Origin of the sequence: Anabaena sp. CCY 0017 (genome assembly GCF_963920885.1) — a bacterium.
Lineage (GTDB): Bacteria > Cyanobacteriota > Cyanobacteriia > Cyanobacteriales > Nostocaceae > Nodularia.
In genome coordinates, this window is record NZ_CAWUDG010000005.1 from 156321 (window position 1) to 181105 (window position 24785).

General features: G+C 38.5%; 22 protein-coding genes. 4 read left to right on the plus strand and 18 right to left on the minus strand.

Going from position 1 to position 24785, the window contains the following annotated elements; genetic code table 11:
- Positions 1 to 118 precede the first annotated feature (118 nt).
- The 13 genes from ACM0OW_RS08575 to gloA all read right to left on the minus strand — a co-directional run bounded on the left by ACM0OW_RS08575 (position 119) and on the right by gloA (position 19144).
- Positions 119 to 754, minus strand: a complete 636-nt coding sequence (locus tag ACM0OW_RS08575) for a TIGR04282 family arsenosugar biosynthesis glycosyltransferase (RefSeq protein ID WP_414549614.1) — start codon at positions 752 to 754, stop codon at positions 119 to 121.
- A 328-nt stretch (positions 755 to 1082) separates the two neighbouring features.
- Complete coding sequence (locus ACM0OW_RS08580) at positions 1083 to 1703, minus strand: Tfp pilus assembly protein FimT/FimU (RefSeq protein WP_414549615.1); 621 nt, start codon at positions 1701 to 1703, stop codon at positions 1083 to 1085.
- A gap of 189 nt (positions 1704 to 1892) precedes the next feature.
- Positions 1893 to 2855, minus strand: coding sequence for a hormogonium polysaccharide biosynthesis glycosyltransferase HpsE (gene hpsE, locus ACM0OW_RS08585; protein ID WP_414549616.1), 963 nt, complete (start codon positions 2853 to 2855; stop codon positions 1893 to 1895).
- A 219-nt stretch (positions 2856 to 3074) separates the two neighbouring features.
- Complete coding sequence (locus ACM0OW_RS08590) at positions 3075 to 3716, minus strand: Tfp pilus assembly protein FimT/FimU (RefSeq protein WP_414549617.1); 642 nt, start codon at positions 3714 to 3716, stop codon at positions 3075 to 3077.
- A gap of 24 nt (positions 3717 to 3740) precedes the next feature.
- The gene (gene hpsC, locus ACM0OW_RS08595) at positions 3741 to 4655 is read right to left on the minus strand and encodes a hormogonium polysaccharide secretion pseudopilin HpsC (RefSeq protein ID WP_414549757.1); all 915 of its coding nucleotides are present in this window, start codon (positions 4653 to 4655) and stop codon (positions 3741 to 3743) included.
- Between the two features lie 155 nt (positions 4656 to 4810).
- Entirely contained in the window at positions 4811 to 5560 is a 750-nt protein-coding gene (hpsB, locus tag ACM0OW_RS08600) for a hormogonium polysaccharide secretion pseudopilin HpsB (protein ID WP_414549618.1), read from the minus strand.
- Positions 5561 to 5585: 25 nt separating this feature from the next.
- Positions 5586 to 10178, minus strand: a complete 4593-nt coding sequence (hpsA, locus tag ACM0OW_RS08605) for a hormogonium polysaccharide biosynthesis protein HpsA (RefSeq protein ID WP_414549619.1) — start codon at positions 10176 to 10178, stop codon at positions 5586 to 5588.
- 600 nt (positions 10179 to 10778) lie between these two features.
- Entirely contained in the window at positions 10779 to 11015 is a 237-nt protein-coding gene (rpmB, locus tag ACM0OW_RS08610) for a 50S ribosomal protein L28 (protein ID WP_414549620.1), read from the minus strand.
- 195 nt (positions 11016 to 11210) lie between these two features.
- Entirely contained in the window at positions 11211 to 13175 is a 1965-nt protein-coding gene (gene htpG / locus ACM0OW_RS08615) for a molecular chaperone HtpG (protein WP_414549621.1), read from the minus strand.
- 180 nt (positions 13176 to 13355) lie between these two features.
- Positions 13356 to 14309 (minus strand): glycosyltransferase, encoded by a 954-nt coding sequence (locus ACM0OW_RS08620; RefSeq protein WP_414549622.1) that lies wholly within the window; start codon positions 14307 to 14309, stop codon positions 13356 to 13358.
- A 20-nt stretch (positions 14310 to 14329) separates the two neighbouring features.
- Positions 14330 to 15298, minus strand: coding sequence for a hormogonium polysaccharide biosynthesis glycosyltransferase HpsE (gene hpsE / locus ACM0OW_RS08625; protein ID WP_414549623.1), 969 nt, complete (start codon positions 15296 to 15298; stop codon positions 14330 to 14332).
- Between the two features lie 433 nt (positions 15299 to 15731).
- Positions 15732 to 18386 (minus strand): ATP-dependent chaperone ClpB, encoded by a 2655-nt coding sequence (clpB, locus tag ACM0OW_RS08630; protein WP_414549624.1) that lies wholly within the window; start codon positions 18384 to 18386, stop codon positions 15732 to 15734.
- 323 nt (positions 18387 to 18709) lie between these two features.
- Positions 18710 to 19144, minus strand: coding sequence for a lactoylglutathione lyase (gloA, locus tag ACM0OW_RS08635; RefSeq protein WP_414549625.1), 435 nt, complete (start codon positions 19142 to 19144; stop codon positions 18710 to 18712).
- 68 nt (positions 19145 to 19212) lie between these two features.
- Here gloA and ACM0OW_RS08640 point away from each other — a divergent pair, with 68 nt between their 5' ends.
- Positions 19213 to 19716: an element excision factor XisH family protein gene (locus ACM0OW_RS08640; protein ID WP_414549626.1), complete on the plus strand. Its 504-nt coding sequence runs from the start codon at positions 19213 to 19215 to the stop codon at positions 19714 to 19716.
- A complete protein-coding gene (locus tag ACM0OW_RS08645; RefSeq protein WP_414549627.1) occupies positions 19704 to 20039 on the plus strand; it encodes a XisI protein in 336 nt (111 codons plus the stop codon). Before ACM0OW_RS08640 ends, ACM0OW_RS08645 begins: the two co-directional genes overlap by 13 nt.
- A 158-nt stretch (positions 20040 to 20197) precedes the next feature.
- On the opposite strand, the gene ACM0OW_RS08650 is transcribed toward ACM0OW_RS08645, so the two are convergent.
- From ACM0OW_RS08650 to ACM0OW_RS08660, 3 genes are all read right to left on the minus strand, one after another.
- Complete coding sequence (locus ACM0OW_RS08650; RefSeq protein WP_414549628.1) at positions 20198 to 22240, minus strand: DUF262 domain-containing protein; 2043 nt, start codon at positions 22238 to 22240, stop codon at positions 20198 to 20200.
- Between the two features lie 209 nt (positions 22241 to 22449).
- Positions 22450 to 22803, minus strand: a complete 354-nt coding sequence (locus ACM0OW_RS08655) for a type II toxin-antitoxin system RelE family toxin (RefSeq protein WP_414549629.1) — start codon at positions 22801 to 22803, stop codon at positions 22450 to 22452.
- The gene (locus ACM0OW_RS08660; protein WP_414549630.1) at positions 22787 to 23038 is read right to left on the minus strand and encodes a hypothetical protein; all 252 of its coding nucleotides are present in this window, start codon (positions 23036 to 23038) and stop codon (positions 22787 to 22789) included. The genes ACM0OW_RS08655 and ACM0OW_RS08660 overlap by 17 nt, the downstream gene beginning before the upstream one ends.
- A 273-nt stretch (positions 23039 to 23311) precedes the next feature.
- On the opposite strand from ACM0OW_RS08660, the gene ACM0OW_RS08665 reads away from it, so the two are divergent.
- Positions 23312 to 23596 (plus strand): hypothetical protein, encoded by a 285-nt coding sequence (locus ACM0OW_RS08665; protein ID WP_414549631.1) that lies wholly within the window; start codon positions 23312 to 23314, stop codon positions 23594 to 23596.
- A 5-nt stretch (positions 23597 to 23601) separates the two neighbouring features.
- Positions 23602 to 23892: a type II toxin-antitoxin system RelE/ParE family toxin gene (locus tag ACM0OW_RS08670; protein ID WP_414549632.1), complete on the plus strand. Its 291-nt coding sequence runs from the start codon at positions 23602 to 23604 to the stop codon at positions 23890 to 23892.
- Positions 23893 to 23996: 104 nt separating this feature from the next.
- On the opposite strand, the gene ACM0OW_RS08675 is transcribed toward ACM0OW_RS08670, so the two are convergent.
- Both ACM0OW_RS08675 and ACM0OW_RS08680 read right to left on the minus strand, forming a co-directional pair.
- Positions 23997 to 24302: a DUF5615 family PIN-like protein gene (locus ACM0OW_RS08675; RefSeq protein WP_414549633.1), complete on the minus strand. Its 306-nt coding sequence runs from the start codon at positions 24300 to 24302 to the stop codon at positions 23997 to 23999.
- Positions 24295 to 24609: a DUF433 domain-containing protein gene (locus ACM0OW_RS08680; RefSeq protein ID WP_414549634.1), complete on the minus strand. Its 315-nt coding sequence runs from the start codon at positions 24607 to 24609 to the stop codon at positions 24295 to 24297. Before ACM0OW_RS08680 ends, ACM0OW_RS08675 begins: the two co-directional genes overlap by 8 nt.
- Positions 24610 to 24785: the final 176 nt, after the last annotated feature.

Here is a 24785-nt window from a genome sequence, read left to right on the forward strand (position 1 = left end):
ATAACTTTTGGATGAAACTTATTCGATGAACTTACCTGTTATGGAACAGTATCAGGCAGGTATATTTTTGTATAAAATCTATACAAATTTGTTGTAAATTACACTATAGTAGCATTTGCTATTGCTTGATCATCTGTTCCCAAACAGGTAAATCCTCTGGAAGATCCACATCGGCTAAAGGTGACAAGTAGGCGAGTGATATTTTGAGCTTTTCAGCAATATTCACAGTTTGTTGTAACACATGAGATGTTCCCCAATCGATATTAACGAATAATTCAGGGATCAGGCGACACAAACCAATTAAGTAATAACCGCCATCAATGGCTGGGCCAAGTGTAAGATCACAAGTGTGTAGCTGTGCAAAGGCTTGGGAAAGAATGTGAGAATTGATTCCAGGACAATCTATGCCAATGATTATGACTTGTTCTGCACCAGATTCAAAGGCATGAGCAAGCGATCGCGCCATTCGCGCCCCTAAATCGCCTTCACCTTGAGGATGGTATACTAAATTAGCACCTAGCCAATCTTCCATGAGTTGCGAGTTACCACCGGCAAACCGCACTTCCCAAGATACAGCAGTGTTTTTTTGCAGTTCTTGAACCTGAAGTATTGTATGTTCTGTCATCTGCCGTTGTAAATTGGCAGCGCCCACAGTACCCAAAGCGGGTATGAGTCGGGTTTTCGTCTTCCCTGCTTCTGGGTAACGAGTAAAAATAATTAAGTGCTGTTTAGCAATATTTGATGATTTCAGCACGAGTAGTTCTATTTTAGTGAGCGAAATATCACTAGACTACTACATATCATTCAGAATCCTGACCGAATTCAAATATGCGTTTTCGGTTAAGAGAACACCAATAAATAAATTACCTAAAAATTGTAGGGCGGGTTACGCTGCGCTAACCCACCTTAAATTGAAGGATAATGGTGGGTTACGGACTACCGTCCTAACCCACCCTACAAATACATATTGGGGATTTTATTATTTGGAAGCCTCTAACTCTTGTAGAGATGTTTTTTGCGAAGCTGGAATTCTCAACTCATCTGCTGTTGCCTGCGCTGACGATTATGGTCAGATTTCACAACTATGACCCACATCCATTATCCTTCTCAGACCTCATTGCGCCGATTAAGGTTGAAACAAAGACGCACCTTTTGGAAACGTTAGTATTTCGAGGTGTAAAGGTAATTCTCCCCAATTGTCCATTGACAGAACCATCATACTTGAACTGTACCCGATACTTCCCAGAACCAGAAGGAACTTGAGCGAAAGTGGAAGTAAATTTAATTGCTGTGGAGTCACCTTGAATCAAGGGTTGTCCATTTGTGGCTTGACATTGGTTGTTTGACGGTGCAATCTGTGTAGCAGCTAGTACTTGATTACCATCATCCCAAAAACAAACTTGCCAATTAAGTTTTTCTCGTTTGGCATTGCTTTGGGCATTACGTAATAGTGATAATGCCTGACTTTGTGCAGTATTCACCTTCTGTCGATTGAGAAATCCTAACCAGCTAGGAGCTGCGATCGCTGATAAGATACCAATTGTGAAAATAACCACTAAAACTTCTAAAAGAGTGAATCCACTGGTATCGTGATTATTTAAGATAAACTTTGCCTTAAACAACGATGATAAATTTACCCGTGGAGAAATCTTTATAGGATATTTTTGGTTATTTTGGTGGAAATTATTTAATTTAATTTGCATTTAACTTGATGTGATTAAATGTGTTTTTAGCAAATTAATATAGCGTTTCCTCATCAGATAAGGCACACCATATTACCCTCCTCGCTTGCAGCTAGGGGGTTGGGGTTGAGGTTTAAGTGCCTCTTCAACCAAGAAAAGCTATATTTTTTCTGAGTTTTGAAATTTAGACTGTAATCGCGATTTATTTGATTATTTACTTTTTAAGTAACCATTTTTCCAAAGATATAACGGGCTAAAAAAACTACTAATAAAATATTGCATTTCACACTTAGCAACTAAATCATTAGTTAATTCATTTCGGTATTTAATAAAATGTAAAATGATTTTTCTCAAATCATTGCCCATATAAGCTAAAGTAACGATAGGTTGATAAAATGGTTTAATATTTACCATTCGTGTCACATAACGGCTAAATCCAATACCGCGTAAAAATGGGATTAAATATTCTTTAGTTAAGCGAAAACTAGGTATTTTATGGTAAATTTCCATTTCGGGGTTATACCAAACTTCCCACCCAAATTTTTGGATATAAGACAACATCTCTAAATCTTCGCTAGTGAGCATATTACCTGCTACTCGACCAGTTAAAATAGGTTGATCAGGGACACTTTCGAGCCAAGCTTGACGACGCACAACTAGCCCCGCAGAAGGAGGAAGTAATCTTTTGCTAGGTTCATATAGCAGAGGTAAATTTCCTCGTTCTGTAATTGCTAAAAATGGGGCAATTCTGGCAAAATTTTCTGGTGGTTCTACTTCCCAGTCAGGATGAATTTGGCTACCATAAGCCCCTGCTTGGGGATGTTGTTCACCAAAAGTATAAGCAGCTGATATCCATGTGGATGTCGGGTAATTATCATCATCTAGAAAGCCTATAAATCTACCTTTAGCTTCAGTAACTGCCCGTTTTCGTGCATAGGCTGCTCCCTGTTTTGGTTCAAAGCAGTATTTTAAAGGATAGGGACACGTCCAATCTTTTTGATAAGCTTGAATAACTTGAGCCGTGTTATCTGTGCTATTATTATCTACAACAATAATTTCCCAAGATAAACTTTCGGTGTTAATTTGATTTCGCAACCTTTCTATTAGTTCAGGCAAACGATTTTCACCGTTGCAGGTTGGTATAGCAACGGTAAAGTCAATTTTATCAGGCATAGCTTATCGGTTTAATTTCAATAAGTTTTTTTGCCCTAATTTACTAATATATAAAATATAATTAGGCATAGTTTAGGACAATTTTTTGAGCAGCTTATTAGTTGTATCTATCAACTAATAAGCTGCTCTTGATGTTTCAATTATCCTATGTAGACTCTGTTTTATATAGCGTGTTTATACGGGTTTTAATCTGCTCTTTTTCAGCACGAATCGATAAATTTAATTACATTTAGTGTCTTTCTCTGTGATCATTGAGCCTAAAAGAGTTTTCACAATCACGCAGCGCTTCATATTAGAATTAGAAGGTACGGCAACCACAATTTTTAATCCAGGTGCTTCTGTTGAACCATCTGGTGGTGTACCAAAGTCAGTATTTAGTGGTAGAGTTCCCATGTAATCAAAGGTGATTGTTTTTGGAGCGGCATCAGATACTATATTACTCAGCAATACTTCTCCCGGTTTGATTCCCACATCCTCACCTAAGTTGCGCCAGTTACTTGGTGTGATTGGTGGTTTACCTTGATAAATTGCAAATTGGGGAGTATCACCATCAGTGCGGAAACTAACGCTGTAATCACGTTTTGTTCTGATAGCTTGTCGATGTGCTTGCTGTAGTGCGCCTAAAACAGCATCATTAGCTTTATTTAGTCGCTGACGGTTGACAAAACCTAGCCATCCGGGAGCCGCTATAGCTGCTAGAATTCCTATGATTACTGCTACTACAATTACTTCTAGCATAGTAAAACCAGCATTTTGCTGATTGTCTCCAGAGGTTGCACCTCGTAGCTTGCTTTTTGCATTTCTGACACGAAGCTGTTTAAAGTTTACATTCAGCTTTTCTATAATGTAATCAGCAACCATTGCTTGCTCCTCCTATTGACAAATTTACCTAAACAAGAATCCCCTGCCTTCAACTCTTACGCTTGTTGTGGGGAAATAAGTTTGATTATTAGCATTATATTTGATTCTGTTGCCATCGTTTTCAATCCGAGCTAGTGCATTACCTCGGATAAATACTTGTGCGGTCGTATTGAAACTATCTACACATACATAAAATCCTGTCCTGTTATTTGCTGGTGTTATTGTTGACCATGTAGTTGCAGGTGTTGGACAATTTGCTGCTGGTCGTGGATCTTCAGTGCTTTGATCAACATAGTCAATCAGCACTGTAGCAGAAGTATCATAAGTTCCAGATTTTTTCCATTTTTCCATCCCTATTTTTAAACTATCAGCCTCGTCAAAGTACTCTGTAAAGGGAGCAAAACCTGCACTGGGAGGAGTAATATAAGTACCATTGGCAGCTCTTACACCATCTTTAATTTGCCATCTAGCGATGCGAGCAGCATTTGACCAAGTATTACTATTTTCTTTGATTAAATAGTAGGCAACTAACGAGTAAACAAAAGTATCATCTGTTGTACCATCGGCTGCTGGTATTACATCACTCTCTAATTCACGTTTCCAAAAAACCAGTACAGGCGACTTTGTTGTATCACTTGGATAACGCAATTCGGATTTTATAGCTTCAATACCGTCAGCATCATAGATATACACGGCCTGCTGTACATCACGGGAAATATAATTAAGAGCCGTTTGGATTTCTTGCTCAGAATTTGCTTTAGCTTGCTCCTGTCGGTCTGTACTCAGCACACTCACCATGAAACCTAGTAATGGTGTGAGGATTAAAAACGCAATCAACAAAGCTACTAACAATTCAATGAGAGTAAAACCACCAGGCTTTTGAATAATTTTGGAGCTTTTGATTTGGCTCCTAAGTATAAATTTGAGTGTTTTCGCCATCATAGTGTTGTCCTTTTACTAGAAGATGCACCACTTAAACATTGTCAGTTCTTCCAAAGAGAAGTTCGTAGTAAGGACTTTAGTCCTTTCATATTCAGAAGGGATAAAACCCTTACTACAAACAGTTTTTTTATTTGACTTGGAATGATGTTTAGCTAATTACAGCTTTGCCCATTTCCATCGTTGTCAGGTGCTATACCAAAACGCTGACATAAAGCCTCAAATGAAGTACCAATACTGGCAATATCAGCCGTTCTTTCGACTGCTGGCGCTTGCTTGTTACCCAGTCCTTCAGTCACAACTGATGCCGTTTTTGTGCTTGTATTGCCTGCAACGTCTTCTTGAATATTAGCTAGGAGAGGTTTATCAAAATCAACATCTCCTCGATAAACCCGCACTGCTAGACGATAACCGTCACTGGCTTGACTTTCCCTGACTATAATTTGACGTGCTTGAATGTAAAACTCATCAAATGGGCTTTCTGAGGTACAATCTGGCTGATCAATTTCTTCACTTTCAGGATTCAGGTGGCAAATATTGCCATCCTTTGTAAAAAGATATAAATCTGGATCTGTTGCAGTGCTAGGTGCTTCCATGTTTACAGAACTAATTAAATTTTGTGCCAGGTCTCTAGGATCTTCTGCGGTTGCTGGGTCTAGTGGAATTTGGTTGGCTGTAGGTGGGGGAATTGAGCCGGTTCTGACACCATCAATGAAGGTATTTGCAGCTTGGGTTGCTTTTTCTACCCGTCGAGATTGGACACGGATAGCTGTTGACATCACAAGGACGGGAGATATAGCTGCCATTAAAATGGCAACTACAACTATGCCTATGAGTGACTCAATAATCGTAAAACCAGAATCACTGGAAGATAAAGTTTTTGGCTGTGGTTTGCGTTTAATCATGACTTATCACCAGTTTCTCAGTTTCCTAATTGCATTGCCGTTGGTTATCTGGGAGGGCATTATCACCAGTCGCTGTTTTAGCACACAGTAACGTTGCTACCCATCTGTCATCTCGACCAACTTCGCGGAAGTATTCATCTGGTAAATCATTTGGTGTGAGTACCAGCTTTTGGGCAAATAAGTCAGGCGCTTGAGATAGCAGTGCTACATCATAACCCCACTGTCTGACCGGAGGTAGATAACCAGTACCTCTACCATTATTAATTTCTATCGCATATCTGAGTTGATTATTAGCCCCATCGGTGAAAGCTGTAGTAAATGGACCTGTAGCATAGGCACTCTTTTTAACCTGCATGAAAGCCCCGCTAATCCTAGCTTTAAATCGTGGATCACTGGGATGCCAGTGTTGCATAAACCGAACAAAGTTATGCAGACCACCGTTATCTTCAGAAGCATTGCCGTTGGAACGGGCTGGGCTATCTCCTGCGGCAACAATTAAGTTAAAAGTAGTGTCCTTGGCAGGTTGTAACCAGTTTCTGTCGCGGTTTGATGAGACAGTAGTAGTGTTATCTGGATCAGAAGGCGTAGCAAAGGGTTGTCTGAGTTGTAATACAGGTGTAAGCGCTGTAACATTGCCACTAGTTATAGTTGACTTTAACCAAGGCATCGATGAAATACCGTTCGGTGGTCGCATCAACTGAGTGTCGTTCCCAAGTGATCTGTCTGACCCGAAATTAAATCTTCTGACTCTATCACCCTCATCAACAGCGAATACCTGAAGAGGTGTAACTAATTTATTGGTATCTTTATCACGTACAAAAGCCAGTCTCCGAACAACATTGTTTCCAGCGAAACAGTTACCATTTCCAGTCGCTCTATCTTTCTGCCTCAATTCCTCGGTTTCTTGGAATAAGAACCCAGTTTTTATTTTATTGCTGACTGTAGGGCTTATATTTGCAAGTTCATCGATAATATTTCCATGCAAGTAAGGAAGGTTATTCCTGTTTCCTACGTCATTACAAGAGTTTGCTACTTGAATTCTCCAGTTACCAGGTGTGTTGCAATAGGCTTCAGTTTCTCCCACAGGTATCACACAAGCTTCTGTTAAATATGCACCGGGTATTGTCCTTAAAGCAATAGGTGTAACAAAGTTATTGAGGTAAGAGCTAAAGTAACTAGGTTTACCCGTGTTATCAGGCCATTTAGCTTGTGTTACAAAGCTATTTAATCGTGAAAAATTGTTCTGTATTATTGGGTCTGACGGAATGAATGCTTGATCACTCCAATCGTAATCGCCCTGATCACGGAATCCCTCTTGAAAATTATCAGAAATGAGGGTGACAGCATCGGCTAACACAGTAGCAGGTCGCCAGTCATCACCAGTATTACAATTGGGTAATCTGGGGTCGTTTTTACGACAGGCAAAGTTGGGATCGAGTGTGCTGCGAGTGTAGAAATTACTCCAAGTATCTGTTAGTGTTTGCGTGAATTCTTCTTTGGTATGTACATTAAAGTCGCCTTTAATATATGTAGGCAAATTGGTAGCTAGAATGAATCCTTTCTCTACATCTCGGTAAGTGTCTGTGCGTCCAAGTTTCTCACCTTTTTCTAGCATAATGGCGTTAGGACGACGAGTAGCGTCAAGTCTATAGTCTACAGGACTACGGTTAGACTCAAGTGGGTACTCGTTTACAGCACTTTTGTTTATGGTATTTGCACTATCATCTGGCAAAGCATCATCACGAGTTGCATAGATAAGACCGCTATTGGGTAATAAATATTGGTCAGCGATGGGTGTTGTGCGGAGTTGGTCTAAGTCTAAGACTGTAGCTCGAATTTCTAAGGGCTGTCTATCCCTAATGGGCATATCATAGGTTTGAGAAGTTCCAGAAATACTGTTTTGCTTAACTTCTCTGGGATCTAAGTAGGTTATTTCTCTGATTGCGCCGTGAGGGATAACAGCATTTGTGGGGGTAATACTACTATCTAAAATTTGCAGGGCGCAAACTTGAGCATCAATAGCAGATTGCTCTGATAAGGTACGATTTGCTGCTGTTTTGGCTAATGCTCGTTTTAGCAGTCCATCATCTATGAAACGTCTACTGTCAGGATATCTTAATTCAGATTGGTAAGTCAGTATTGCCGAATAATCGCTGACTGTTTTTGTAGGGGAAGCATAGACTATACCGTTGTTGGATAGACCATTTGGCTCTGGATTAACTGGATCTATTGGATCAGTTTTCCAAGGTAGTCCCGGCCGGTTTTTAGCCGTATATTTATTAGTCGGAACATAAAAACTACTTACACAAGCTATAGGTCTGGGATTTCTGGCATTGTATCCAGCAGATTTGTAGTGATAAACTGCCGTAGCCCGCATTTGCAGATATGGAGTGTTAGCTTCATCTGGGACTGTGCTGGGGTTATCTTCAATTTCACGCCATTTATATGTGATTAATGAGGGGTCTTTGTTAGGATCTGTAACCATACCTGAATACATCCAATATGGTCGAATAGTCTTAATCGGGTTCCCGTTTACATCTACTTTTGGAGTACCATCTGAATTTTTAAGTTCTGGTGGTAGCCCTGCTTGAGGCATTGGCCTTGTATCCGGCCAAATGAGTTTGATAGTGTCAACGAAACTACTAGGAGTGCCGCCCGTATTTAAATAAATCCCTGCACCAGTAACTACTCGCAAGCCACCAACAGGTTCTGTGGGGTCGGCTGGGACTTTAGCTGCATCCAATTCCCATTGTCCATCTCTTTCTGTAGAACCAACATCAGCCAATGTTTGTACAAAAGAACGTCGGGTGCGGGTTTCAGCATCAGCTGGTAAGTCCCATGTAACGCCATCAATGTCTTGAGTATCTTCAACACCTGACCCAACAAATCGCCCGTTATCGTTATCCCACCAAAGTTCAGGTAAGTTGTTACCTACTAGAACTCTGTCACCTAATTCTGCTTCTTTCCCACCTTGTTCTTTTACTTCTTTCGGGTCTGAAGCCTTTGGTTCTAGAGACGCACTAGCTATCTTGAGTGTTAGTCCAGTGAAATTAGCACCATCTTTGCCATTTGTACCAGTGGGATAAATCCACCTATTATTAGGACGTAATGTGTCACCAGTACCTTCAATAAGTGGGCTAGGAGATGGGTCATTCCCATTAATAGCATTAGTAAAGGTCACTTCGGTGTAAGGTACACGACGAGTGCGCCGCTTAAAATAAATTGTCAGTTGTTGCCGACGAGCGTTCTCACGTTCTGTTGGTGTAAAAGTGATGTTTAAATCTATTTCTCTCTTCTCAATACCGTCTTTAACTTCAGATGGATCACTATTTGGATCTACAGCAGGGTCAGTTTGAGCAGCTACTAACCTTTGAATTCGATTTTCATAGGCTAGATTATTATAAGCTGTGTCTCTGGGACTATTAGTAACTGACGGTTCCCAGGTTTTATTACCAACGTTACCAGTCTTACCATTGAATAAATCAATTCTAGGTTTCCCATTTGAATGGCTTGCAGACGTAAATCCACCAACTGCTAAATTACCACCAACTGTGATTTTGGCATTTTTAGCTTCGTAAAAACAAGAATCCTTACTACTAACTTGATGCAATCTTATGGGACCACCATTTTCGTTAGAAGTCAGGAAGTTGCTATTAGTAAAAATTGCCCCATTTAAATTAAAAGGGGGACCAGGAGTCAGTGCTATATCATCTTCATAAACAACGGCGTAGTTATTTGGTGGTATTTGTAATCGGTCTTGTTGATACTCTACCGCCGCAAAACTTTTATTACCTTTGTACGGCTCGTAGTTACCTCTATCAGCAGCAGGAATAGTATTATCTGTAGTTGGGTCAGATGTAATGGGAACTGTGGCTGTATAAACAAAAAACGATTTCTTTAACTCATTGTTTTGCTTAACCCAACCCGTATTACCTACTAAAACAGCACTGGTGTTAGCACCACAATCAGAATCCACAGTACCCTGTACCATTGGTGGGGTTCTGGCTTCTAAAGGAGTTCTGGCACGGCTATATTTATTACCACTACTGACTGGAGGAGTTTTAAAATAAACCCCATACAGGGTGAAACTATCAAATTTGCCGTTATTATCGGTATCAACAGGAAATCTCCAGGCGGTTTCTAATTCATCTGCGACACCATCATTATTTGTATATGTCAGTTTTAGTGGTATTTCGTCACCAAAAGTATATTCGGGTAAAGTACTTACTCCTGTCAAAACATCGTATAAGGCTTGATCAGTTGGTGTAGCCCGTGGTAAGCGTCTGTCTTGAAAGAGCTTATTTAATTTTGCCCGACCTCTATCAATTGCGGGAGTTGCAGCACTCAAAGCCGCTTCATTCACACGAACATTACTGGCATTTTGAGCGCGGTCAAATGACCGATACATAATTGCAGTGGTCATGAGAACAACCACTATTGATACCATTGCCACTGTAGGCAACACAAAACCAGCATTTGCAGAACTTGGTCGTCTTTTGGTGACAAACAAAGTTCGCAGTAGCCAAACAAGTTTCTTTTTAATTGCAGAGATAAAATTACTGCTAATTCGGTGGAAATTTATATTTATTATCTTGACTAGACGGCGTTTTCTAGACATGGCTGCTTTCCTGTCAAGCGATGTTTACGGTTAATTTGTTTTTTAGTGGTAAATTATGCCTAAATAATGAATTTGCAGGCATTTTGGGAAGTTTCATGGAGAATTTGTTGGTATATTTGACTAACTCCTCAATTAATGGATCATCAAGGTTTTATAAAGGCTTTTTTAAGTTATAGCATTGATAAATTTTTGACATTTGAAGGAAAATACTGATTTTACTCAGATATTTAATTCATGAGTTATTAACTTCAGAATTATGTAATTTCACTCACATCCGGTAAAAAGGTTTTGCAACAGAAGTCAAGTATACAGATATGGTTAGGGGAGTAATCTTATACTACCCACTTGGATAAAAAAATATATCAAGTAAAGATAAATTAATATGAAGCAATTAAAAAACCCCCCCTCATGGGGAGGTATGTATGGTAAATACTGAAAAAATAAATCTGGTAGTCGATACCTTGTTTTAAATCTTAGATTGTAGGTTGGGTTGACGTAACCAAACCCAACACCATTGGCAGCGTTGGGTTGTGCTGCGCTTAACCCAACCTACGTCTAATGCACTGTTTTAGCTGTGTCAGTCCACGACAAGTTAAAAGCTTAGTAATGATTCAGATTAATTCCAGCTTCTTTAGCCATTGCTTCTAACCCTTTGGTTTCTAGAGATTTGATGGCTTTGGTGGAAAGTTTCATTCTGACCCAGCGATTTCCAGCAGCCCACCAAACACGCTTGTTTTGCAGGTTGGCGTGTTGAAGGCGTTTGGTACGACGGTGAGAGTGAGAAACGGCGAAGGCGTTATTTGCTTTTTTACCAGTTAGTTCGCAGCGACGAGACATAATAACTATCTCCAATTTTTTATTTCAATACAACCTTTCCATTTTAGTCCGCATCCAGGGGTTCCAAATAACGGATATTTAATTTTCAATAATAAAATACAGAACCTCACCCCCAACCCCTCTCCTTGGTAAGGAGAGGGGGGAATTTCGCGCAAGTCAAAGGCTGAGTGAGGTCAAAAGCAGATTTGGCTATTTTTACTTGCTGGCTTGTTCTGTCAGCTTAGTCAGCACATTATTGGAGCGTTCGACGAAGGATTTCATGCCTTCAGCGTCAAATCCTTTTTGAGACATCAGGGCTAAATCATAAACGTGTTGACAAATCATGTTCACCAATGGATTTGTAGATGTCTGTCCGTCTTCCTGAATAATACTACCTTGGTTGAGGTTGGCTAGGTTTTGAATCAGGGGATGAGCCGTATTTACCAATAATATGTGTTCTTCGGGGAAGTCGGCATTCTGCTGCTGCATCATGGCGTTCATTTCCCGCAGGCGACGCATAATTTCTGGTAATAGTACCATCGCTGGTGGTGTACCTTGGGGATCGTCTGATTTCAAGGCTTCGGTACGGATGTTGAGTTTGGGTTTGTTGAGAGATTTCTCAAATAATTCTTTGATTACCTCACTTTTGGTTTTGTTGGTTGTGGGGTCAACTATTTCCCCGGTTTTGTCTTGTTCTAGGAGGGTGTTATCTAGGTCTGAATCTACGCGCGTAAATTTGACATCGGGGTATTCCCGTTCGAGGAAGTTGATAAAGTGGGTATCGATGAAGGAGTCCATAAACAGGACTTCCAAGCCTTGGTTTTTGTGTAGTCCTATGTAGGTGGCTTGGGTGGCTTCATCGGTGCTGTAGAATACTCGATTTTCGTTGCGTTCTTTGTTGCGTTCTAAGTATTCTTTCAGGGTTGTGTATGGAAGACTCGATGAGTTTGAGGCGACATCTTGCCAGACATCGCTTTCTGATGACTGTACCTCTACGGCTGGGGTTTCGGCTTTTTGACCTAGATTGGCTGTGGTGCGGAAGACGATAATATCTTGGATTTGTTTTTTGAATTTCTCATCGTTGAGTACACCAAATTTCACAAATGTGCTGAGGTCTTTCCAAGCACTGATATATTGTTCCCGGTTGTCGCGGTATAGTTCTTTAAGGCGATCGCCTACTTTCTTAGCTATATAATCGCCGATTTTCCGCACAGTGCGATCGCCTTGCAATGCACTGCGAGACACGTTCAAGGGAATATCAGTGCTATCAATTACACCCCGCATCGGCATGAGGAATTGTGGGACAATCTCTTCACAGTTGTCGCTGACAAAAACTTGATTGCAAAATAGTTTAATTTGCCCTTTAGTCACATCCACATCGGGGCGCATTTTGGGAAAATACAAAATCCCGTTGATGATAAAGGGGTAATCAGTATTTAAATGTACCCATAACAATGGTTCTTCCTGAAATGGGTACAAATAGCGGTAAAACTCTAAATAATCTTCTTCACTCAGATTATTAGCAGACTCCCGCCAGGGTGCTTTTTGCCTATTTAATACTTCACCGTCCAATTTAATTGGCACTGGCATGAAGTCGCAATAAGTCTTGACAAGATTCTTAATTCGTGCATCTTCTAAAAATTCCTCTTCTTCTCCTTGGAGAGTCAGAGTAATAGTAGTACCGCGAGTTGTGCGGGGTGATTCTTCTAAGGTGAACGCAGGAGAACCATCACAAGTCCAGTGAACAGCTTGCGCCCCTTCTTTGTATGAGAGAGTATCAATTTCTACGTTTTGCGCCACCATGAAGGAGGAGTAGAAACCCAAACCAAAGTGACCGATAATCGGTTGGTCTGATTTGCCTTCATACTTGTGAATAAATTCTTCAGCACTAGAGAAAGCTACCTGATTGATATATTTCTTCACTTCCTCTGCTGTCATCCCAATGCCGTTATCGCTAATGGAAAGGGTTTTTTTATCTTTGTCGATAGCCAGTTGGATTTCTGGTTCACCGATGTCTCCCGCAAATTCTCCGGCGCGGGATACCATATTCAGCTTTTGGATGGCATCTACAGCGTTAGATACCAGTTCCCGGAGGAATATTTGATGGTCTGAGTACAGAGACTTCTTGATGATCGGGAAAATATTCTCAGTATGAATACTGATAGTGCCTTGTTCTAACATGATTCGTGATTTTTGTTATAAGTTGCTGCAATAATGATGAATTCACAAGCTCCATCTTGAATTCCAGCTACAAAGAAAAACTGGAAATATCCTATCAGTTAGATTTTATAGGTTTAACTCATCTAATTGCCTACATTTTCAGGATTGTTTGCCCCAAAAAATGATTCGGATTACCCTACATCAAATTTTATTGGGACTATAACTTTTGCCTTTCCAAAACTGACTGAGGTAATAGCATAACTTAGGGAAGGCAATTTTCAATACTGCTATCAACACGAGTCTCCTTTGGGTTAGTACAGATGTATCATATTTAATGAAATTCCAAAAAAATCGGGCAGATGTCCAACGAGACAATTTTTCTGGAGGTACTTCCAGAGATTTAAAGGTTAAATATTTGTAGAGAAGAGAAAGGCTGTCTTTTTTAAAATGCTGTACAGATTCAGCTTTATGGTGAGAAAAACCACGTTCTATTACTTCTAATGATGCAGCTTCTTGTCTCAATACATTTACTGACATGGAATTGACGGACATACGATATAGTATTTGAGCTTTTGGCACTACTACAAATTCATAACTAGCCGCCAAACGTAACCACATATCCCAATCTTGGGCAGCTGCAAGTGATTCATCAAAACCACCAATTGTCTCTAAAGCCTTTCTACGAATTAAAGGATTAGAACCATTTTCTAAAAAGTTAGTTAGTAAAAGCTCAGTATAGGCATCTCCTATGATTTTGACACGTTTACCTGGTTTTAAAAATTTGCTATCATAATCAATGTAATCTGTCCAGCTATAAGCTACAGCAGTTTGTGGATATTTATTTAGCATCTTCATCTGTAATTCTAACTTATCATTTGTCCACAGATCATCTGCATCTAAAAAGCTGATAAATTCTCCACAAGCATGAGAAAAACCTCGATTACGATTGACCGATCCATTTGCTTGAGAGTAGGTAAATGTTTTGATGCGTTCGTCTTGTATATTAGAAATTATTTCTAGAGTTGAATCAGTTGAATCAGAATTAATAACGATAACTTCTAAGTTAATATATGTTTGTTTTAAAACAGATTCTATAGTTTCTTTGATGGTTTTTTCGCCATTGTATACGGGTATAATCACAGAAATTAACGCCATAGTTTTAATTATTAATTTATTTATAACATTTGAAAAAATCTTTTAATTCTTAAATTTCCTAAATAAAAAGGACTGAGAATAGTTGCTTTCAGTCGTGCCATTTCGCAAGCGGTAATAATATCACTAGTTAACAAATTATGGTAACGAATATAATATAATACAAACTTACGCAGATCATTAATAAAATAAGCAACTAATGCCAAAGGTCTTTGCCAAATTGGTAATAGCAACATTCGGAAATAATAACGAGGTAAACCAATGGATTGCATCAGAGAAATTAAGTAATTTCTTTCTAATCGTGATGCTGAGATCAAATGTTCCATTTGCATTCCCGGATTATACCAAATTTCCCAACCAGCTTTGTGGATATAACATAAAGCTTCCGCATCTTCACTACCTAGCATTGATGAACCAATTCTGCCACTAAAGAAAAGTTTTTCGGGGACATTATCTTGCCATGCTTGACGACGAACTACTAAACCTGCACCAGGGGGAAATCCCTTTTTTTGAGGTTCATACATTAGAGGTTGTGAGCCTCTTTCATTAATTGCAAGGTAAAAAAGAATTGGTTTTATTTCTTCTGGAGGTTCCACTTCAAATAAGCCATGAATTTGACTGGCGTAAGCACCGGCTTTTTTATGTTCTCGTCCAAATTTATATGCTGAAATTAACCAGTTTGATGCAAGTAAGTTATCATCATCAACAAAACCTACTAATTCACCTTTTGCCTCTGCTATTGCTTTATTTCTAGCAAAAGCTAATCCTTGTTGGGCTTCAAATACATACCTTAATGAAAATGGGTGTTGCCAGTTTTGTTGGTATTGTTCAATTAGCTTTGCTGTACTATCTGTGCTATTATTATCAACAATTAGAATTTCCCAGTTGATTTGTTCTATATCTGTTTGTATTCGCAATCGTTCAAGGACTTGAGATAAACGCTTTTCTCCGTTATAAGTAGGTATAGCTACAGTAAAATCAAGGCTCGTCATAAGTTAATTATTAATCTAATTAAATTTAATGATTGGTTTTTCCTAGTCTGTAGTCTATTCGGATGATAGATTCTTCAAAAAAGCCACAAGGAATTCTCAATTAATTAACCTAAAAATTAAAAATCCCCTTGCAATGGCTAGCAGAAGTAATACAAGCGGAGGATAGCAATGATGAAAACCCAATATGAAATTATTCAACACGGCTATGATGCCTTAATAAATTCTGTGGGAATTGCCGATATTATTTGATTTATTCAGTATTTATATCCTGATAAAGTAAATTATACCAAATAAAGTCATCAATGGCTAGATGAAAAACTTTGGCGAACGTGTTGCTGGAAATCAAGAAATTTCCTGAAGACGATACCAATAAATATGATGACGTTAAGTAAGTTTCTGATAGGGAGGGCTAAAGCCCCCACTACGAGCGTTTTTACTCTAAAAGTTTGACGGTGGATGGTGAGATGGTGACTTTCACCGGCATGGTTTTACTGAACGTTAAACCCTGGTCTTCTTTTTCGATGAAAATCGTGTCTCCAGGGATAAATGTATTTTCTAATAACTTGGTAGCCAGAGGGTTTTCTACTTCTCGCTGAATTGCCCGTTTTAGCGGACGTGCGCCGTAAACTGGATCATAGCCAGATTCTACTAAGTAATCACAGGCGGCGGCGGAGATTTCAAAGGAGATTTTTTGGTCTCGCAGCAGTTTTTCTACCCGCTTCAGTTGGATGCGGATGATGTGGCGCATCTCGGTACGGCTGAGGGCATGGAAGATAATGATATCATCTACCCGGTTGAGAAATTCGGGGCGGAAGTGCGATCGCAGGGAATCTGTTACCCTGGTCTGCATCATATCGTACTTGGTATCATCGCCAGAAACGTCTAATATATATTCGCTGCCGATGTTGCTAGTCATGACTATGACGGTGTTACGGAAGTCTACGGCTCTGCCCTGTGAGTCAGTAATTCTACCATCATCCAACACCTGCAATAAAATATTAAACACATCTGGGTGTGCCTTTTCCACCTCATCGAATAGCACCACCGAATAGGGGTGACGGCGCACAGCTTGGGAAAGTTGACCCCCTTCTTCATAACCCACATATCCCGGAGGCGCACCCACTAAACGAGAAACCGAGTGTTTTTCCATATACTCGGACATATCCAAACGGATCAAAGCATCATCAGAATCAAAGAGAAACTGCGCTAATGCACGGGCTAATTCGGTTTTACCTACCCCTGTGGGTCCCATAAACAAGAATGAACCAATGGGACGACCGGGATCTTTCATTCCCGCACGGGCGCGACGAATAGCGGCGGATACTGCGGCTACGGCTTCATGTTGTCCTATAACTCTTTGATGCAAATGAGTTTCTAGTTGCAGTAATTTGTGGCGTTCTGATGCCAAAAGCCGATTAACGGGTATACCTGTCCATTTGGCGACAATTTCGGCAATATCCGACTCTGTGACTTGTTCTCGCAGCAGAGTAGAACCTTGGTTTTGAATTTCTAACAGTTGGGCTTCTTTAGCTTCGCGATCGCGCTGCACGCCTTCCAATTTGCCATACTTTAACTGAGCAGCTGTATTTAAATCATAAGCCCGTTCTGCCTGCTCAATTTGCACCCGCAAGCCATCTTCTTCTTTCTTTAAAGTACTGATAGCCTCTAAAAGCTGTTTCTCACCTTGCCATTGTTCGTTAAATTCCTGCTGTTTAATCGTCAAAGTGGCAATTTCTTGCTCAATGCGCTCAAAACGCTCCCTAGCTGGTGCAGTTTCCTTTTCTTCCCCAGCCAATGATAGCTTTTCCATCTCCAGCTGCATCAAGCGGCGGTCAATGGTTTCCAATTCTGCGGGTTTAGAGGTAATCTCCATTTTCAACTGGGCGGCGGCTTCATCTACCAAATCAATGGCTTTATCTGGTAAAAAACGGTCAGCAATATAACGGGCTGACAATGTAGCAGCAGCAACTAAAGCTGAGTCAGAAATTTTCACATTATGGTGAACTTCGTAGCGTTCCTTTAATCCCCGAAGAATGGAAATGGTATTTTCTACACTAGGCTGGTCTACAAATACTTGCTGAAAACGCCGTTCTAAAGCCGCATCTTTTTCAATGTGTTTGCGGTATTCATCCAGTGTGGTTGCGCCAATACACCGCAATTCGCCCCGCGCCAGCATGGGTTTGAGTAAATTTCCCGCATCCATCGCCCCTTGTTGGCTGGAACCAGTACCGACAACGGTGTGCAGTTCATCAATAAAGAGGACAATTTGGCCGTTAGATTCCGTCACTTCCCGGAGAACTGCTTTCAGGCGTTCTTCAAATTCGCCTCGCAATTTCGCCCCAGCAATTAAACTCCCGATATCTAAGGAAATCAACTGGCGATTTTTCAGAGATTCTGGCACATCTCCATTTACCATACGCTGTGCTAGGGCTTCGGCGATCGCAGTTTTACCCACCCCAGGTTCACCAATCAGCACAGGGTTGTTCTTACTCCGACGAGATAAGACTTGAATTACCCGGCGAATCTCATCATCCCGCCCAATTACGGGGTCTAACTTCCCGGCTTTGGCTTGTTCTGTTAAATCTCTGCCAAATTTTTGCAAAGCTTCATAACGAGATTCTGGGTTTTGGTCTGTCACTTTTTGGCTACCGCGCACACTTTTGATATTCGCTTCTAACTTGGCGCTATCCGCGTTAAAAGCCTTCATTACCCGCCGTCCGATCCGTTCATCTTCAGCGAACGCCAAAATTATATGTTCTACTGAGATGTAGGCATCCTGCATCCTCACCTTAACTTCGTCAGCCTTGTCTAGTAACACATCTAAGTTACGCCCCAGATAAAGCTGATCACTTTTACCAACCTTCGGCTGACGCTGGGTAAACGCTTCTAATTGCTGTTGCAAGCGGATAGGATCAACTTCAGCACGAGCAAAAATCCTGATGGCTAAACTGGTAGGTTCTTGTAAAAGGGCAATAATTAAATGTTCAACGTCTAATTGCTGTTGTTGATAGGCGCGGACTATATCCTGAGATTTGACAATTGCTTCCCAGGCTGTATCAGTAAATTTATTGGGATCTGTAGGCTGCATTTTTAAGGATTTTAGATTTAGGATTTCTAGGAAAGTTGCCAGGATGAGGATGGGAAGGACGTATAAGGATCATTTTTCCAGTATCCACCCCCCAAAACAATATCCAAAGATTAACAATATGTATCAGCTTGTATCTGCGGTGGCAATGCGGGATGCTTCATATATCTAATTTAGAACTAAAATATCGTTATGCGGGAACTTTGCCAGATTGGATGTAGTTCTTGCTTCTGAACTATCCAGAACAGGCAAGACTTGTACTGAGCTTGTCGAAGTATGCCTGTTCCACAAGGAAATGATCCGGTATGGTAATTTTGTCAGATATTTTATTTGTTGACCAGTTGTTCTGTTGATTCCTGGTTGGCTGCTGAACTTTGATTTTTCAGTTGAATCAGTTCAACTTTATACCCATCTGGGTCTTCCACAAAAGCAATGACGGTAGAACCGTGTTTCATTGGCCCTGGTTCCCGTGTAACTTTACCGCCCAGCTTTGTAATTTCTGCACAGGTGGTATAAATATCATCAACACCAAGGGCAATATGACCGTAAGCGTTTCCCAAGTCGTATTTATCTACTCCCCAGTTATAAGTTAGTTCTATAACGCTGTTATCACTTTCGTCACCATAGCCGATAAAAGCCAAGGTAAATTCCCCACCTGGATAGTCTTTTCTCCGCAATAATTTCATCCCCAGGACATCGCAGTAAAATTTTAAAGACTCGTCCAGGTTGCCTACCCGTAGCATTGTGTGTAGTAATCGCATATTCACCTTCTCTTTAATGATTCTATTTTATATCCCATCAGCGATTTACACATAAATAGCATCTAGGTGTGCTTCTATCTATTCAAGTATTGCGAATGCCGTTTGTAAAAGTTACAACATTAATGAATATATGTAATATTTTTGATTTAGGAATGCCACAGTACGATTTATTTCACAATCAAGTTAAAAATGCTCTGACCAAAGATGGATGGGTAATTACCGATGACCCGTTTATACTAGAATATAAAGGCTTACGTTTATATGCGGACTTGGGAGCAGAAAAGTTATTTGCTGCCCAGAAGATGCAGCAAAAGATCGTGATTGAAATAAAGGTTTTTAACAGTCCTTCATTAATTACAGAATTAGAAAAAACATTAGGACAATATAATATTTATGTTAGTTTAATAAAAAGGATTAATCCAGAACGTAAATTATATTTAGCAATTCCTGAAGCTGCTTATGAAGATTTTTTTCTAAAACCAGCTATTCAAGATATTTTGAGTGACCAACAACAGATTAATTACATTATTTTCGATCCAATTCAGGAGGTAATTGTACAATGGATAAATTAGAACGATACAGACAAATTCTAGTTAGCATTGTAAAAAAACACGCTCAATATAAACCTAGTCATGGTCAAATAGAAGGTTTATGTATTTGTGATCAAGAATCTGACAATTATTTATTAATGGATACAGGTTGGGATAAAACTGGTAGAGTTCATGCAGTTGTGTTTCATCTGCGAATTATTGATGGTAATGTATACATTGAATGGGATGGTACAGAAGGGGGGATAACTACGGAATTATTAGAATTAGGAGTAGCAAAGGATGATATTATTTTAGGATTTATTCGTCCTGAATATCGGCAATTTACAGATTTTTCTGTAGCTTAGTTTTGGTTTTTCGCTTTTTCTACTTTCTCAACTTGCTTGGGTGCTTCCATTTCTTGATACAGTCAGATAGCTTCCTGAAAATGGGTGTGGCTTTTCTCGGATTCACCCATTTTTTGATATATAGGAATCCTACTAGGCTGGTAATTCTTGCTTATATTTTATAAGATTTCTATAGAAATGTTTTCAGTATCAAAATCTAATTTTTGACATAATTTAGAGCAAAAAGAAACAATATTATTAGAACTTTGATTACTTTCCACAAAATATGAATCACTGAATTCTATGGGACATCTTAATTTTGCATCATCTTTTTGCTCAGAAAAATATCGACTTAACTCAGAATTAGTCATAATGAATTTGAATTCTGTTGGAGATTGATTAAACAAAATTTGACAAATTGTTCTCAAGACATCTCTCCAGGTTTTGATTTTATATTTAGTCTCTCCCACAATTAAAGTTTTAGGCTTAGTCCCGCGAAAATCTGTTTCTTCATGAAAATCACAAAATTTGTCCTCTTCAATATGTTTACTAAAATTTGATTCTGGATATTTCCATATCTTAATTGCTTCTTCTGCTAGTAAACTAGCTCGTTTGACAATAGCTTCCTCATTCCATTCCTCAATATTTTTTAATTCACAACTTAATTTTAACTTGCTACTTTCAAAGTCAATTTTTTGCTTTGTCTGAAAATCTTTATTAGATAAGTTACTATTTTTTGCTGTTAAACTCAAATTACCCAGAGTATGTAAATATTTTGCATGAATTTCTGCAAACTTATTTCCTAAAGCAATTTTCCATTTCTGGTTAAGTTTCTGGGGCATAATATGTTCAGTCGTCAATTCCTGAACATCAATTTTATAAGGAGAGTTATAATTTTCCAGGCTTTCTAATAAAAAGTCTCTATTTTTCGCCTTTAGTTTATAAAGTTCTTTATAGATAAGTGTTTCTCTAAATTCATTGTCAGTTGGGACTTTTTGCCTAGCTGACTTGTTTTTAATAATAAAAGCCATAATCTGAAAATAGTTTTCTTTCCAACTATTTTCTTTTTTTATTTCTTTAGATAAGGTTAAGAAAAATTTATTTAAACCTTGTGTTGTATAATCAACTAAAATTTTTCTGAAAGCATAACCTTCTATTAGCTGAATGATGTCAAGAACATCAGAGACATTTAAAACATTCTGGGTGAATAGGTCAAATACATCCAGTAGAAAAGGGTGACATACTGTAAACTCTAGGCGATATAACCTATGAAGCGCTTGATTTATATCTTTATTAGGATGCTGAGAGTTATTCACAAAGTAGCTATAAATTTCAGCATATTTGAGAAGATGTTTCAGTATTTTATAACTATCTCGTGAGAATTCAGCCTCAGAATATTGCTTAAATTCATTATAAATAGCCCTGTTACTTTGTGTAATATCTTTGTGTAAGGTGTACATCAAGAAAGCACGAATAAAATTCGCCACATTTCCAGATAACTGTTCTATTTTTATCCAGTATTCATTGTAAAGATGTTCCTGCTTCTCTTGCTCTAAATCCATCAAAATATAATTTCTGATTAAGTCTCCATCTGTCAAATCAACTCCGGTTGAATTTAAACTTTCAAAAATTAATTGGGGGTCATCAATATTTTTCTCAAGCTCAATATTGACAATTTCTAATTTCTTGAAAAGTTCAAATATTTCCGATGGTAAAATCTCAGAATTAGATATTTTATCATAGAAAAATAAATAATTTTGAATGATGTTTGAATCATTTTTCTGCACATCTGAAGTTTCAAATAAACTTTCAAAATATGATTTATCTCTCTTGTTCGGTTTTAACCGAATACGCTGTGATTTATGCTTGCATCTTTTGTTGATTAAGTAATAGTCTAATATATCTTCTTGTAAGTCTGCTTCTGATGGTTTTTTATCTGGTTTTACTTTCAAGTAATTGCCTAAAGCTAACAAGAGCAAGGAAATGGTAGTTAATCTTTGCTGTCCATCGATAACCATCCATTCCTCTTGATTATTGTATATATTGACTAAAGCGCCGAGGAAGTGACTTGGTTTACCAGATTGTTGCAAATATAGAATATCTTCCCATAACTTTTTACAGTTGCTGATTTTCCATGCATAATCTCTTTGATACACAGGAATCACAAAACTTTTATTTCTACCTTCTAGAAATTCGTAAATGGGAATTTTTTTTACTTGCATTGTCTGGAAAACGATAAATCAGTATACTTTGGGGCATGGTTTGTTTTACTTATTACATTATAGCAATGGGAAATCATTCGTGATCAAGAAAATGGCTGAAAATGTTGTATATTAAAACTTTTCGCTCTCTAGCCACTTTGACTTCAAAAGAGCGATACCTGCGGTGGGCTAACGCCAACGCTTTTCTGTATCTATGGAAATTAGTTATTCTATTCCATAACCTGTTCTATAATTCCTTGAATAATTGCAATACCAATATCCTCTTGATCAGATTTTGAATATACTGTTAACAAAATAATATTTGTGGCAGTTTGTAGATAATAAATAACTCGGTATCCCGCACTTTTGCCTTTTTGAATATTGCTATTTTTCACCCTAACCTTATAAACTTGATATTCATCTCCTAACCCTACCAGGCGATCGCCTATTGTTTCTCCTTCCTGCAACTGTAAAATAACAGGCTCAATATCATCACGAATTTTTCGATATCGTTTTGATAACTTATACAATTGTTTTTCAAATTCAGGAGAAAATTTAACTGATATATTATCTATATCGTTCATTTTCAATTCTCTCCCATAATTCAGAAATAGGTCTAGCTTTATCAGATTTTACTTCCTCAAAAGCCCTAGTTAGACTCTCTTTTATTTCTTCAATGGGAGTATCGTCAAGTTCATAATCATCTGCTTCTGGTAAAAGAATAATTACTTTGACAGCATTAATATTATCAATTTGTAAAGGATAATCTAAGGTTAATTGTCCTTCATGTATTTTTCCAGTAACTTCTAAGGCTTTCATATTTTCTAGCTGCTTTTTAATTGTTTAACTAATTTTGATTTAAGAAAATTATAACGTAAATATCTGTAATCTGTTTTTTACTCAATCAGGATTTAATATTGCTAAACTGCATGGCTAAGTTTTATATCTGAGATTATGGAGTGAGTGCGATTCCTACGGAGCGATCGCTCTCTAGCCACTTTGACTTCAAAAGAGCGGTCTCTTTTCTGCATCTATGGAAAATAAAGGGCAATTACAGTATAATATAAATAGTTCTACTTACACCTAATTGCTATGAAATTAACAGAAATTTTACCCTCACTGCAAAAATTATCTCATCAAGAAAAAATCAAAGCCATTCAATTTTTAGCCACAGAATTAGCTCAAGAAGAGCAAAATTCAGGAGCAGAATCACTTGATTATGGTCAAATAGATACAGAATTAAATTTTCAGTCTCTGAGTGAAAAAGACATGATTGAGCAAAGCAAATCCGCTTTAGAAGCCTACCTTAGTACAGGTTCAGGAGTCAAACATGAACAAGTCCAGAAATGGGCAAATAGTTTAATAATTCAACAATAATAATAATGTCTGAGATAGTTTGGACAGAAACTGCCATTACTGACTTAAATCGTCATTATGATTTTATAGCACTTAGTAATGCTGACGCAGCAGCCCGCGCAATACAAGCAATTGTTACTTCTGGTGGAAGTCTACAACAAAATCCGAGTCGCGGTGCGATTGTAGATGAAATAGCAGGATTGCGAAAGCTTTTAGTTGCTTTTGGTAAGTATGGCTTTATAATTCACTACGTTATTCTTGAGAATGATGTGATTATTTTACGTATATATCATGGACGGGAGAATAGACCTATTTAATAAGTTGCAAAATCGAACCCGTTAACTCTCTAGCCACTTTGAATTCAAAAGAGCGATCGCCTTTTATTTTTATTCATAAATATTCAATATGTCCCAACATTTCATCAGGTTCTAGCAACTCCCAAATTAATACTAATCCCTGAACAATTTGTCCAATAGATATTAGTCTGTTGAGGACAATAAACAATCCCTAGATGATTTGTATTGGATTGATCTAATCGCAAGAAATCTGTATCCTGAGTAAAAATGACTCTTCTTTGAGAAAAAGAAAATTCTAACTGAACTTGATCAGATACAGAAATAAGCCCTTGCTCGGAAGTAGTCGTTACATCAATCTCTCTTTTCCGCAGTCCATTAGCGATCGCATTACTGACATTTTCATCCAAATGAAATTTAATTGCTCTAGCCATGACTTTTTTGAAGTTTTTGCTGCACTAAAGAAGGCGTTTTAGCTTTCGTCTCTCTAGCAAATACTTCATCGTCTTCTATATCTTTTCTAATTTCTTCAATATGATCGTAATAATAAGCTAATGCTGCATGAACATCAGCTAAACCAATACTGGGATAGTGATAAACAATTTCATCTGGTGACATTCCCATTCGTTCATACCATAAGACGATATTTTGGACTTTAATTCGATGTCCAGCAATGCGAGGTTTGCCACCACATATCCCTGGTGTAATTTCAATGTGATTATTAATTACTACTGTATTCATAAATAATCTCTCGGATTTTAAGCAAATTATAACGTAAATGGTTTTTATAGCAGATGTAGCTCATAGTCATCTGTGTTTTACTTATTACCCAGTAAACTAACTTCCACCGTCCTCTATTGGAAATCTTCTTTAACCTCAGCCGATTTAGCGCCGGAAACACATAAACTAACGATTGG